The 13,010-nt window shown below is 62.9% G+C and carries 10 protein-coding genes and 4 pseudogenes; 6 read left to right on the forward strand and 8 right to left on the reverse strand.

The genetic code is table 11. The annotated features are described in order from the left end of the window. Positions 1-9 precede the first annotated feature (9 nt). Entirely contained in the window at positions 10-981 is a 972-nt protein-coding gene (locus ACSZOQ_RS14770; protein WP_439923213.1) for a cell division protein FtsX, read from the reverse strand. Then, positions 974-1,633 (reverse strand): cell division ATP-binding protein FtsE, encoded by a 660-nt coding sequence (ftsE, locus tag ACSZOQ_RS14775; protein ID WP_439923214.1) that lies wholly within the window; start codon positions 1,631-1,633, stop codon positions 974-976. The genes ACSZOQ_RS14770 and ftsE overlap by 8 nt, the downstream gene beginning before the upstream one ends. A gap of 179 nt (positions 1,634-1,812) precedes the next feature. Between ftsE and ACSZOQ_RS14780 the strand changes: the two genes are divergently transcribed. Further along, positions 1,813-2,652, forward strand: a complete 840-nt coding sequence (locus ACSZOQ_RS14780; RefSeq protein ID WP_439923215.1) for an MJ0042-type zinc finger domain-containing protein — start codon at positions 1,813-1,815, stop codon at positions 2,650-2,652. A gap of 3 nt (positions 2,653-2,655) precedes the next feature. After that, positions 2,656-3,060, forward strand: coding sequence for a response regulator (locus ACSZOQ_RS14785; protein ID WP_439923216.1), 405 nt, complete (start codon positions 2,656-2,658; stop codon positions 3,058-3,060). Here the strand turns inward: ACSZOQ_RS14785 and ACSZOQ_RS14790 are convergent. Continuing rightward, complete coding sequence (locus ACSZOQ_RS14790; protein ID WP_439923217.1) at positions 3,047-5,605, reverse strand: TIGR02302 family protein; 2,559 nt, start codon at positions 5,603-5,605, stop codon at positions 3,047-3,049. The two genes, ACSZOQ_RS14785 and ACSZOQ_RS14790, sit on opposite strands and share 14 nt — an antisense overlap. A gap of 189 nt (positions 5,606-5,794) precedes the next feature. On the opposite strand from ACSZOQ_RS14790, the gene ACSZOQ_RS14795 reads away from it, so the two are divergent. Then, complete coding sequence (locus ACSZOQ_RS14795; RefSeq protein ID WP_439923218.1) at positions 5,795-6,412, forward strand: glutathione S-transferase family protein; 618 nt, start codon at positions 5,795-5,797, stop codon at positions 6,410-6,412. 51 nt (positions 6,413-6,463) lie between these two features. Here ACSZOQ_RS14795 and ACSZOQ_RS14800 read toward each other — a convergent pair whose 3' ends face one another. Together ACSZOQ_RS14800 and ACSZOQ_RS14805 are read right to left on the reverse strand one after the other, a co-directional pair. Beyond that, positions 6,464-7,018 (reverse strand): methylated-DNA--[protein]-cysteine S-methyltransferase, encoded by a 555-nt coding sequence (locus ACSZOQ_RS14800; RefSeq protein ID WP_439923219.1) that lies wholly within the window; start codon positions 7,016-7,018, stop codon positions 6,464-6,466. Positions 7,019-7,191: 173 nt separating this feature from the next. Continuing rightward, positions 7,192-7,467, reverse strand: a pseudogene (locus tag ACSZOQ_RS14805) (carboxymuconolactone decarboxylase family protein); the annotation flags it as partial. Between the two features lie 65 nt (positions 7,468-7,532). On the opposite strand from ACSZOQ_RS14805, the pseudogene ACSZOQ_RS14810 reads away from it, so the two are divergent. Beyond that, positions 7,533-7,814: pseudogene (locus ACSZOQ_RS14810) on the forward strand (transposase); the annotation flags it as partial. A gap of 255 nt (positions 7,815-8,069) precedes the next feature. Here ACSZOQ_RS14810 and ACSZOQ_RS14815 read toward each other — a convergent pair. Further along, a complete protein-coding gene (locus tag ACSZOQ_RS14815) occupies positions 8,070-9,095 on the reverse strand; it encodes an IS110 family transposase (protein WP_439922717.1) in 1,026 nt (341 codons plus the stop codon). An 87-nt stretch (positions 9,096-9,182) separates the two neighbouring features. On the opposite strand from ACSZOQ_RS14815, the pseudogene ACSZOQ_RS14820 reads away from it, so the two are divergent. After that, positions 9,183-10,075 (forward strand): annotated as a pseudogene (locus tag ACSZOQ_RS14820) (IS3 family transposase); the annotation flags it as partial. Positions 10,076-10,107: 32 nt separating this feature from the next. On the opposite strand, the pseudogene ACSZOQ_RS14825 reads toward ACSZOQ_RS14820, so the two are convergent. Beyond that, positions 10,108-10,293, reverse strand: a pseudogene (locus tag ACSZOQ_RS14825) (carboxymuconolactone decarboxylase family protein); the annotation flags it as partial. A gap of 142 nt (positions 10,294-10,435) precedes the next feature. Here ACSZOQ_RS14825 and ACSZOQ_RS14830 point away from each other — a divergent pair. Continuing rightward, positions 10,436-11,305 carry a sigma-70 family RNA polymerase sigma factor gene (locus ACSZOQ_RS14830; RefSeq protein ID WP_439923220.1) on the forward strand — a complete coding sequence of 290 codons (870 nt, stop codon included), beginning with the start codon at positions 10,436-10,438 and terminating at the stop codon, positions 11,303-11,305. 43 nt (positions 11,306-11,348) lie between these two features. Here the strand turns inward: ACSZOQ_RS14830 and ACSZOQ_RS14835 are convergent, their stop codons facing one another. After that, complete coding sequence (locus ACSZOQ_RS14835) at positions 11,349-12,869, reverse strand: FAD-dependent oxidoreductase (protein ID WP_439923221.1); 1,521 nt, start codon at positions 12,867-12,869, stop codon at positions 11,349-11,351. Between the last annotated feature and the right edge of the window lie 141 nt (positions 12,870-13,010).

Genomic DNA, 13,010 nt, shown 5'->3' on the forward strand with positions numbered 1-13,010 from the left:
AACGGCCGCTCAGTCGATATCGTCCAGCGTCGCAAACAAGGTGCGGCGGGAGGCCCCGGCGGTGACCGCAGCGATCAGGACCGTCTGCACCGCCAGCACGAGATAGCCGGAGGGTCGCAGCGAGAACGTGCCAAGCAGCGCCGCGAACTGATCCCCGACCGGCGTTCCGGAGAACCAGTTGGCGATCGATTCGGAGAACCCGAACATCAGCATGGCGGCGACGCAGCCGATCGCACCGCCCTCAAACCCGAGCCGCAGGAAATGCCGCAGGAAGCGATTGGCGATGTAACGATCGCTCGCGCCGACAAAATGCAGCACCTCGACGATCGGGCGATTGGCTGCCATCGCCCCCCGGGTTGCGAAGGAGACCGAGATAACGGTTGCAAGGATGACAAGGGCAAGCACGCCAATCCCGGCGAACACCGTCGCGTTGGTCATCGATCGCATCCGGTTGATCCAGGCGCGATGGTCGTCCACGCTGGCCGACGGTGCTAGTTGCGTCACGCGGCTGCGAAGCCCTTCGAGGTCGAGCTTGGTCCCCGGCGCTGCCCGCGCCACGATCATGCGAGGCACCGGCAGTTCGTCGAGCGACAGACCGCTGCCGAGCCACGGCTCCAGCAGCTTGGCAGACTCCTCCCTGGTGTACGGCCTGACCTCGAGGATGCCCAGCTCTGCGCGCACCGCATTGGCGACCGCGGTTACGTCGCGCTCGATATCGCGCCCGGCGACAGGACGCACCTGGACGGTGATTTCGCTCGCGACCTCCGACTGCCATTCCGTGGCTGAGGCACTGACCAGCAGCACCGCCCCGGTCGTAATCGAGGCCAGAAACGTCATGATCGCGACAACGGCCACCAGCGCACGGCCAGCGACCGAGGCACGTGGCACGATCGGCGCCATGTTGCGCGCGCGGACCGGCACCTGCGGGCGTTCGCGCCCGAGGTCCATCAGGACACCGTGATCGTCGCCCGCGTTACTCATAGATGTGCACCCGTCCCTGGTGCAGCACCATCCGCCGCGCGTCGTACTGGTCCATCAGCGTGATGTCGTGGGTTGCGATGACGACCGCCGTGCCGGTCTTGTTCAGTTCGATGAACAGCCGCAACAGACGACGTCCGAGCGTCGGATCGACGTTGCCGGTCGGCTCATCCGCCAACAGAAGCTGCGGACGCGCGATCACCGCGCGGGCGATCGCTGCGCGCTGTTTCTCGCCACCGGACAGGACCGGCGGGAGCGCGTCCATGCGCTCGCCGAGACCCACCCATTTCAGAAGATCGATGACTTCGCGCCGGTAGGTCGATTCATCGCGTCCCATTACGCGGAACGGCAATGCGACGTTCTCGTAGGTCGTCATATGATCGAGCAAGCGAAAGTCCTGCAGCACGATGCCAATACGCTTGCGCAGATCGGCGATCGCATCCTTGCCCAGCAGAGAGACGTCCTGATTGAACAGGTTCACTAACCCCCGCGTCGGCCGCAGCGACAGAAACAATAGCCGCAGCAGGGAGGTTTTTCCGGCGCCGGACGGACCGGTGAGAAACTGGAAGGAATGGGCGGGAATTTGAAAGCTGAGGTCGCGCAAAATCTCCGGGCCGAGCCCGTAGCGCAAGCCGACATTTTCGAACCGGATCAAGCCTAGCTCCGTTCGATGGACGCGGGATCCGACAGACGGCGTCACCCCGGACACTGCGCGCCCCTCTGGTCCCCGGAACGGCGGCCGTCGATCGATCCAGTTGTGCGTCGGTTATGGTTTCCGATTCGTTAACGGTCGGCGCATAGACTTCGGACAGCGTCATTTTCGGCGATTCGTCCATGCACATAGTCTGCCCTCATTGTACGACATCTTATGCGGTCAATTCCGCAAGTTTCGGCGAGGCGGGCCGCACCGTGCGCTGCTCCCGCTGCAAGGAAACGTGGCTGGCGAAGCCTGAAAACATGGCGGTGCTCGAGGCTCGCGTCCCCTCGATGGCAGAAGCGGACGACGCGACGGGATGGAACGACCCTCCACGAGCCAGCGACATTCCCTCCGTCGAGAGTCCGTCGATCGCCAGCGACCTGCCGGAAACCCCGGAACTTGGTGGCATCCAGCAGGATCTCGCCGGCACCTGGACGTCGCCGGCACAACAGGACAATACGCCCCAAGATAACGAGCGGCCGCTTTCGCGGCTCGCAACCCGGCTCAAGCCCTTATTCGCGCTGCGCCGGCCTGCTGTGAACCTGAACACCGTCTGCGTCGCAATGGCCGCCATGGTGCTGGCCCTGGTCATTTGGCGCGCGGAGATTGTGCGGCTACTGCCGCAAACCGCGACGTTCTACCGGCTGGCCGGGCTGGAAGTGAACCTGCGTGGATTGGCGTTCAGGGACGTCAAGATGTCGAGCGAAACCGTCGACGGGAAGCCAGTACTGGTCATCGAAGGCATAATCGTGGTGCAAACCCGCAAGCCGGTCGAACTGCCGCGTCTGCGCTTCAGCGTCCGTGACGCCCACGGCACGGAGATCTACGCGTGGAACGCGGTGCTCGAACAGGCTGCGCTCAAGCCCGGCGAGAACGCCTGGTTCCGTTCGCGGCTGGCGTCCCCGCCGCCGGAAGGCCGCAGTATCGATGTTCGTTTCTTCAACCGGCAAGACCTCGCCGCAGGAAGCGGGGCCTAGCTCGTGGCGCGTGTTCTGATCGCCGACGACGAGGACTCGATGCGCTCGCTGGTAGCCCGCGCCGTCGCCATGGACGGCCACGAGACGGTGACCGCGGCTGACGGCGCTGAAGCGCTGGATATTCTGGCAGGCGACGCGTGCGCCTTCGATCTGCTGCTCACTGACATCAAGATGCCGATCATGGACGGTATCGCGCTTGCGCTAGCCGCCGCGCGCGACTTCCCTGATCTGATTATCCTGCTGATGACGGGTTTCGCCGATCAGCGTGAGCGCGCGTCGGGTCTCAACGCTATCGTGCACGACGTCATCACCAAGCCGTTTTCAGTGGCCGATATCCGCACCGCCGTCGCAGACGCGCTGGCAGCCCGGCAGCCGAACGACGCTCTCGGAACGATTAGTAATCCTTGAGCAGCCGCTCGATATAATCGAGTTCGATCTTCGGCCGTGACGGATCGGCGAGGCGGCGGCGCAACTCTTCGAGAATGCGGCGGACCCGCTGGACGTCGATCTCGCCGGGAATCCTGACGCTCGAATCCTGGCCGAATTCCCGGCCGCGCAACGGACGCCCCAGCGGGTCGGTCTGATTGCCACCGCTCTGCCGGTTGCCTGACCGGCTGCCCGGACCGTCTTCGCCCTGCCCGTCACCCTCGCTTTGCTGCATGGCTTCGGCGAGGCTTCGGGCGCCCTTGCGCAGCGCCTCAAGCGCTCGGCCTTGCGCGTCAACAGCGCCATCGGCATTGCCTTCGCCAAGCCGTCCGTTGGCATCGCCCATGGCGGAATCGGCCTGACCGAGGCTATCCTCGCCGCGGTCCTGGCCAGCTTGCGATCCTTGCTTGCCGCCCTGCCCCTGATGGTCAGGTTGACCGGGGCCCATTCCGCGCCTGGCAAGCTCCTGCTGCAATGTCTTGAGTTTATCGTGCAGCGCCTGCTGATCCTGCTGCAAGCCATCCATCGCGTTGTGGTCGCGCTGGTTGTTGTCGTGCATGCTGTCGTGCCGTGACTCTTGACCCTGCTTGTAGGTCTTGTCGCGCAACTGCTGCTGCTTGCGGATCATGTCGCCGAGCTCGTTCAGCGACTGCTGCAGGTCGCCATCCTCGCCTTGGCCCGGCTGCGCCATCTGCAGATTCTCGAGCATCTGCTGCAATTGTTCGAGCAACTGCCGGGCGGCGTCCTTGTCACCGGAACGCGACAGACGCTCCATGCGCTCGATCATGTTGTCGAGGTCCTGCGGGCGCATGACCTTGGTGTTGCGATCGAGCGGACGCGCCAGTTGCTGCGGATTGTTGCGCATCTGTTCGGCCAACTGCTGCAGGTACTTGTCCAGCGCCGCGCGCAGGTTCTCGGTGAGCTTCTTGATCTCCTCGTCGCTGGCGCCGCGCTCCAATGCGGCCTTCAGCGCGTCCTGCGCCGCACGCAGCGCCTTGTCGACGTCGGTGATATTGCCATCCTCAATGCTGACGGCGAACGCCCAAAGGCTGGCGACAACCTCGCGCAACTGCGCGTCCGTGCGCGCCGCCTCGAGCTGCTTGGTCACGCTGTAAAGACCGAGGTATTCGCCCGTCTTCGGGGTGAACACCTCCGGCGCGATCATGAGGGCGTCGAGTGCGGTGTAGACCGGAGAGTTCTGATTGGCGTCCAGCGCCAGGATACGGCGCTGCTCGATCAGCGCGCGCGCAAGCGGCTTGGTGAACACGCGCTCCGGCAGGCGCAGATCGACCGGCTCGCTGCGCCCTTCGTTCCCGGCATCGTCGCGCGCGGTCAGCGTCAGGGTCACATTAGCGCCGGCATAGGGATTCTCGCTCAGATCCTTGACGGTCTGCCCGATCCCGCTGCGGGGTCTGGCATTTGGTAACACCAGCGCGAATTGCGGGGGGTCGAACAGCGGGCGTGCGATCGTACCGTCCTTTGCAGCGGATTCGGTTCGAGCCGAGAAGACCGCATGGGCTTCGGTCACGCCGTAGTCGTCCTCCATGCGATAGGACAACTGCAACGATCCGCGCGCCAGACGTTCCGGATGCTTTGCCAGCGATATGGCGGGGACGCGATCGGGAGTCGCGCTGAATGTCCATTGCGGCTGCCCCGACGGCGCGCGCACATGAGCTGTGCCATTCATGGCAATGGTGAAATGCCGCTCATTCGTGCCTTCCGGAGGCTTGTCGGTCGGAGCCGATTCAGTCACTCCGCCGCTGACCGCGACGTCGAGGCTGCCCCCGCTCGAGCGAACGATCAGCGTGCTGCCCGCAGGCACCGGGAGCGCGGCATCGGATGAACCGGCATCCTTGTTCGACGCGGACAGGATGATCGCAGGCTTGCCGGTATAGGACGGTGGTGCGACCCAGGCATCGACCCTGACATTGGCCGACGTCAGCATGCCGTTCCAGTCGAACGCGGCAGCCACCCGCTCGGTTCGTTCGCCGCCGGCGGCAACATAGGTTACGACCACCAGTATCATCACCAGCGCGCGCAGCGCCCAGCGGTCATGGATCGGCAGCCGCGGCGACGGCAACCCAGCACGAACCCGCTTGATCGAGGCCAGCGTGCGGGCGCGCTGCGCCTGCCATAACGCAAGCGCGACCGGATCCCGGGTGGCGACAGTGTCGGCGAGCGCGGTCACCGGACGATGGCGCAGACCGGCGCTGCGGTCGAGCCGGCTCAGCCCTTCTTCGCGGGTCGGCCAACGGAACCTGATGGCGGGCACAGCCGCCGCGAGGACGAGCAGGGCAAACGCAGCAAGCGCAACGGCGCGTCCTGCCGCCGGCAGCACGAGCCACAGGCCAGCCCAGGATACGGCCAAAAACAGCCCGGCGACACTGAGCAGCCGCGCCAGATGCGGCCAGGCCCTTTCCCACCCGATCGTCCATCGGGCGCGCTGCAGGGCTCGCGCAAGTCCAAGCCCCGCTACCGCATGCGGGCCGCGGTCCTCACTGGATGGATCTGGGGGTGCGCCGTTCAACAAACTCTCCGGATTTGCCAAACAGCAGCCTACCACGACGGCGGCAATGAGGCATCGGCAACGAGACCGCCGCGGCTGGTCCGGCCGGCCTTTGGGAATGCGGCAAACGGTTATTGAATGCAGCCCCGTGATGTTCCATGAACCAGGCGGCGACGGGACTCGAGCCCCGACGTTTTTGAGGCATTCACAATGAAGCTTGTTTTCTCGCCTACCTCACCCTTCGCCCGCAAGGTTCGCATCGCCGCCATTGAGCTCGGGCTGATCGATACCATCGAGCTGGTGCCCGCCGTCTTTGCACCCGGCCAGCCCAACAACGACTATTCGCGCGACTTCAATCCGCTGAAGAAGCTGCCGGTGCTGATCCTTGATGATGGCGACGTCATTCTCGATTCCTACGTCATCGTCGAATATCTCGATGAGATCGCAGGCGGCGGAAAGCTGATCCCTGCTTCGGGTCCGGCGCGCTGGAAGATCAAGACGGATCACTCGATCCTGCAAGGCATTCTCGATTCCATGGTGTTGTACCGCTACGAGAAGGTGGCGCGCCCGAAGGAATTCTACTGGCAGGCATGGGCCGACGATCACTGGCAGCGAGCCTGGACCGGCATGGCGCATTTCGAAAGGCAAAGCGACCTGCTGTCGCGACCGCTGGATGTCGTGCAGATCGCGCTCACCTGCGTGCTCGGCTACGCCGATTTCCGCTTTGCGGATTGTGGCTGGCGCAACGCCTATCCGAACCTCGTCGCGTTCCACGACAAGATGATGCAGCGTCCATCGGTGAAGGTTTCGGCGCCGCCCGCAGCGTGACGAAGGTTCGCGCGCCAGACCGGCGGACGGCCTCCGCTTCGCGCGAACCGTTCAGTCGAACAGACTCGGCGTGTGATTGACGGCAGCGCCCTCGATGGCGAGCATCTTCAGCTTGGTTGCGACACCGCCGTTGGCCGAGAAGCCGCCGGGCTTGTCACCGGCGGCGAGAACGCGATGGCACGGCACCACGATCGGACACGGATTGCGGCCGAGCGCCTGACCAACATCGCGTGACAGTTCGACGCCGCCGAGGCGCCTGGCGATGTCGCCATAGGTCATGGTCTGGCCCGGCGGAATGGTGCGGGCGATGTCATAAACACTGCGATGGAATTCGGGAACGCCCTCGAGGTCGAGCACCACATCGGACAAATCCTTGGGTTTGCCTTCAAGCAACTCGATCATGCCGTCGATGGCGGTCTGCACATCGGCGGGCGGTCTAGCCTCCGCGAGCCTGGCATAGCGCTGACCGATGCGGGTCCGGGTTTTGTTCTCGTCCGACAGCGGCAGTTGCACCGCGACGATGCCGCGCGCGGTCCAGACGATGCCGCATGCGCCGATCGCCGTGGCGAAGAGCGCGAACCTGCGATCCTTCACATCTTCACTCATGGGTCGCTCCGTCTGCGACACCCATCTATCTACGTCTCTTCGGAAATCTAGACCTGGGGAATCCTGCGATCCACCCGGTTTCCGGCAAAACCTGTTTTCGGGCGACGCAATCCAGACAAAAAGCTGGATTGCTTCGTTGGGCCCACCACTATCGCAATGACGGGCGAGTTTACTCACGGCTTCCACTGACCAGCCGACTGGCGCGTCGCGACGTTGAGGCGATTCCAGACGTTGATATTGGCTATGGCCAGCACAAGCCGCGCAAGCTCGTCCTCGTTATAATTAGCTGCCGCCTCGTTCCAGACATCATCAGGGACCGGATCGGCGCGATCGCTGATCCGTGTCAGGGCTTCCGTGAGCGCCAAAGCAGCACGTTCCGGCTCATTGAAATAGGGCGTGTCACGCCAGACCGAGACCGCGAACAGGCGCTCGTCGGTTTCGCCGGCTTTTGGTCTGCCCCCTGAAAAGTGGTCCTCCCTGAATTAGGCTATTAGCCGTTAGAGAGGACAATGGAATGCCCCAGAAGAAGCACAAGCCGGAAGAGATCGTCGCGAAGCTGCGCCAGGTCGATGTTTTTCTTTCACAAGGCAGATCGGTTGGCGAAGCGGTTCGTTCGATCGGCGTGACGCAGTTCACGTATTACCGGTGGCGCAAGGAGTTTGGTGGCCTGAAGGGCGACCAGGTGAAACGCCTCAAGGAGCTTGAGAAAGAGAACGACCGGCTGCGCAAGGCTGTGTCGGACCTGACGCTAGAGAAGCTGATCCTGAAAGAGGCTGCCTCGGGAAACTTCTTCTCTATTCGGGGCGCATGATGCAAGCTCCTTTTTGCACGTCCACGATGTCAGAGATCATCCTGCGAGGCTCTTGCTTCTCTCCGAGGTCAGCATTTTGCAGCCTCATGATGGGATCAGAGGGAACGGGCGGAGCCATCTAAGCCGCGCGGTCGTAAGTGCGCCGCACGAGTTTCCTCGGTCTCACCCAATCCCGTCGTCCTCGCGGGACGCCTCCTCCAGCATGGAGGAAGTTGAATCGGTTGTCGTTTTCCTCTGTGATTAGGTTGTAGCTGCGCTCCAGCGGAAGTCGGTATCATCCCTCCACATCCGGTGAAGTATGACCGCGAGCTTGCGTGCAACTGCGACCATCGCCTTTTGCATTCCGCGCCGGCGCGCCACTGCAATGCCCCAGGCCTTGAGCGGGTTCCAGCGACCTGGGCCAGTTAATACGACGAGAGCTGCTTCATAAAGGCTGGATCGAAGCATCACATCCCCAGATCGGGAGATGCGACCCGTCCTGGAGATCTCGCCGGACTGATAAATGCGCGGCGTAAGTCCGTAGTGAGCACCCACGCACTTGGATCTTGAGAATCGCGCGGGATTGTCGACGCACGTTCGGAACGTGAGAGCGACGATCGGTCCGACCCCTGGCGCGGACATCAGGCGGCGACAGACCGGATCGACCTGCACCAGATCAAGCAGCATGCGGTGAAGTTTAGCAAACTGAGCTCGTAGAGCTGCTCGTGCCTCTAACAACGAAGCGGCGATGGCAGCAACGAACGAATGATCTGCAACGAGCTCACGGATACGGTCCTCAAATTTGATTTTGCCAACCACACCCACCTTGAGTCCGAAATTACGCAGCGAGCCCCGCAGGTCATTCTCGATGTCATAAATCTTCCGCTGCAGTAATTTGCGAGAGGTCAGCAGAAGTCTTCGATGTTGGCTGGCGGGAGTTTTGACGTGGACTGCCTTGAACAGCCCGACCCGCATCATCTGGGCGATCCCGCGGGCGTCGTTCCGGTCGGTTTTGTTGATGCGTGCCGAGAGCGCTGCATGCATATGCCGGGTCTCGACACAGATCGCCGCAAGGCCAACGTCGACGAGACCGGCATAGATCCACTGGGATAATGGTCCTGCTTCCAATCCGATCCGCTCGAAAGGCTGACCGAACTCGTGCAAGCGACCGGCTATTGCCTCTGGTGCACTATCAACCATCGTCTCGAGAAGGACTCGCCCGTTCGCGTCCAGGACGCAAATAGCGGTCGTCTTCACGGAGATATCGAGGCCAGCAAACAGTGACATGACGGGCTCCTTCGATGTTGAATATCTGGAGCTTCAATCTCGCCTCGCAACGGACGCCTTGGCGAGGGAAACCCCCGAATACCCCATCTGAGCCCCTCCCGCCGTCGCCGCTGCGTCGACCATGTCATGGTGAAGTTCTCCGTCTCGGAGCGCTTTGCCTGCAAGGTTCTCGGCCAGCATCGCTCGACCCAGCGCAAGAAGCCGCAAAGCCGACCGGATGAAGAGGCATTGACTCCGACATCATCCGTCTGGCCTCACGCTACGGCCGCTATGGATATCGCAGGATCACGGCGATGCTGCGGTCCGAGGGTTGGACGGTGAATGCCAAGCGTGTCGAGCGTATCTGGCGGCGGGAGGGGCTGAAGGTTCCTCAGAAACAACCGAAGAGAGGCCGCCTCTGGCTGAATGACGGATCGTGCGTCCGGCTTCGGCCCGAGCATCCAAACCATGTTTGGTCCTATGACTTCGTCGAGGGCCGAACCCACAATGGCAGGAAGTTCCGCATGCTCAACATCATCGACGAGTTCACCCGAGAATGTCTGGCGATCCGGATTGATCGCAAGCTCAACTCGACCGACGTCATCGACGTCTTGTCGGACCTGTTCATCCTACGCGGCGTGCCCGGCCACGTTCGTTCTGATAACGGGCCGGAGTTCATCGCCAAGGCAGTGCGGGAGTGGATTGCAGCTGTCGGCGCGAAGACCGCGTTCATCGAGCCCGGAAGCCCTTGGGAGAACGGCTACTGCGAGAGCTTCAACTCGAAGCTTCGCGACGAACTGCTCAACAGTGAGATCTTCTACAGCCTCGCCGAGGCCAAGGTCATCATCGAGGCATGGCGGCGCTACTACAACACCGAGCGACCACACTCATCGCTCGGATATAAACCGCCGGCGCCAGAGGCCATCGCCTGGCCTTCAAAGCCAGCCGGATCGCTTCCGCCAGCCGCGCAAGCAATGGTCGAAAAGCCCATCATGCATTAAGACAGAAAGCGGACCACCTCATAGGGGCAGGCCACTTTCTTGGCGATACGAGCATGGCCGTCGACGCAGGCGCTGCATCCATTGATCTGGCTGGCGCGCAGTTGGATGAGTTCGAGCGTCTTTGGTGAGAACGTACCGTGCGTTGAGGCGGCGAGTGCTTGCAGGGCCTTCATCGCATCGGGAATCATGATCGCCGGATTTTTCATGCGGGCTTGCATCTTGGATCTCCGTTCAAGGTTGTTCCAGCCGAAACCGCGTCGCGTGGGTTCCAGCGCCGATAACGACGCATTTTGACCGTGTCACAAAGGTTCAATGCCGTTCGTCAATGCTATGACGGATGGCGGCAGGAGAATGTGACAGATGGACGAGACAAATCTGCTGACGCGCGAATTCGAGACCAATCGCAAGCACTTGCGGGCAGTCGCCTATCGCATGCTCGGTTCGCTCAGCGAGGCGGAGGACGCGGTCCAGGAAACCTGGCTGCGGCTAAATCGCACCGAGATGGCAGAAGTGACAAATCTCGGCGGCTGGCGGACGACCGTAGTCGCACGGATATGTCTCGACACACTGCGTGCGCGCAAATCGCGCCGAGAGGAGCCACTGGGTCCACACGTTCCCGAACTTGTCGTGAGTCAGGACAATCTCGATCAGGAAGCCGTTATGGCGGACTCGGTTGGCGCGGCGCTACTGGTGGTGCTGGACACGCTGCCGCCGGCAGAGCGGCTCGCCTTCGTGTTGCACGACATGTTCGCGGTGCCATTCGACGATATCGCGCCTGTCGTGGGGCGCTCGGTCGCAGCCACTCGCCAACTCGCCAGCAGGGCGCGGCGACGCGTGCAGGGCGGCACACCACCCGAGCCGGGCGCCGACCTCTCGCGCCAACGCAAGGTGGTCGATGCCTTCCTTGCAGCCTCGCGCAGCAGCGATTTCGCCGCGCTTCTCGAATTGCTCGATCCGGATGTCGTTTTCCGCGCCGATGCCGTTGCCGTGAAGATGGGATCGCTGCCGGAAATCAGCGGCGCAGCCGCAGTGGCCGAAGTCTTCAAGGGTCGCGCGCAGGGTGCCAAGCCGGCGATGATCGATGGCGCGCTGGGCGCGGCCGTCGTCCTCGGCGGACGACTCCGTATCGTGCTGGCGATAACCATTCAGGACGACAGGATCAGCGAAATCAACGCCATAGCCGACCCGGACGAAATCAAGGGGTTCGACGTCGAAGTCCTTTCCACCTGAACGGGGTTGCGTCGCAGCGTCTTGAATCCCGACACAACGAACGTCAGGGCGTGCCGGCGCGCTCCATCGCCACTTCGGCCTTGAGGTGGTCGATGTCACGGTAGATCGAGGACACCGCCAGCACGCGTCCCTGATGCTTGTAGCGGAGCAGGCAATCCCTGTCCGCAACGCTGCCGTCGACCTCGATCTGGTCCCACTTCAACGCGTGGCCGGCATAGTTGATCGGCACGTCATAGTGCTGGCTCCAGAAGAACGGCACCGCGTCGTACTTTTCGCGATGTCCCAGCATGTTGCGTGCGGCGACCTGTCCCTGACGCTGTGCCACCACCCAGTGTTCGACACGGATGTTTTCCCCGGAACGCGAGTCCGGCCAGCGCACGATGTCGCCGGCTGCATAGATGCCCGGTGCGCTCGTTTCCAGGAATTCGTTGACGAGCACGCCGCGGTCGATCTTCAAACCCGCCTTTTCTGCAAGTTCGAGCCGCGGCTTCACGCCAACGCCGAAGACGACGAAATCGGGCTCCAGCGTTCCGCCGCTCCCGAGCGTCACCTTCTGCTCGCCGATCGCGGCGACGGTGTCCTCCAGATGAAATATGACGCCATGCTCTTCGTGCAGCGCGCGGACGAAATCGCCCATCTCCGCACCGAGGATGCGTTCCATCGGGCGGGATTCCGGCGCGACGACATGCACCTCGATGCCGCGGGCGCGCAAGGACGCCGCAACCTCGAGGCCGATGAAACTCGCGCCGATGACAACCACTTGGCGTGCCGACTTGGCCGCGTCGATGATGGCGCGGCAATCAGAGAGCGTCCGCAGCGTATGGACGTGCGACAGGTTGGCGCCGGGAATCGGCAGCCGGAGCGGCTCGGCGCCGGTCGCCAGCAGCAGCCGGTCGTAGCCGATGACGCCTCCGGCAGTCGTGAGTTGGCGCGCTGTCGGGTCGATGGCGGTAACGGTCGTACGCAAACGCAGATCGATGCCGGCCTGCTGGTAGAAATCGTCGGGGCGCAGCGGCAGCCAGTCCTCGGGCGCCGAACCAGCGAGATAGTCTTTTGACAGGTTAGGCCTGTCGACCGGAGCCGCATCGTCGCTGCTCAGCATCACGATGCCACCCTTGTAGTCTTGGCGACGCAGCATCTCGGCGGCCGCAAAACCCGCAGCACCGCCGCCGACGATCACGATCTTTTCGGGATGATCTGGCTTGGCGATCTTACGCGCGGGCTGCTCGCGTTTTCCGCGCACGAAGATCCGGCCGTCACGCTGCTCAACCTCCCAGACGTCGAGCGCGTTGAAAGCGGGAGCACAGGTCGCCTCGCCGGAGCGCAAGTCGAAGCAGGCGTGATGCCACGGACACCGAACGGTGCCGTCAACGACGAGGCCGTCCGCGAGTGGCCCGTGGTAGTGGCTGCAGTGGGCATCGATCGCGAAAATCTCGGCGCCTTCGCGGACCAGCAGAATCTCTCGATCACCGACATGGCCGACCAGCTTGCCGTCCTTGAAAACGCCGGGATCGACACCCTGCGTCAGGTCTGGTCCACTCGGTTGAGCCTGCTCCTCAGCCATCTATTTGATCCTCCGTGGTTGCGCAGCCGGGGGATGCGCGCGCCCAAGCGGACAATCGCACTCCCCGGGCACGGTTTCACACCGGCGCGTGAACGGCAAGTTCACACCTGTAAAGAGCGAATGGAAAGAAAAAGGTTCCGC

It is taken from the genome of Nitrobacter sp. JJSN (assembly GCF_051912485.1).
In the GTDB taxonomy this organism is placed as follows: domain Bacteria; phylum Pseudomonadota; class Alphaproteobacteria; order Rhizobiales; family Xanthobacteraceae; genus Nitrobacter.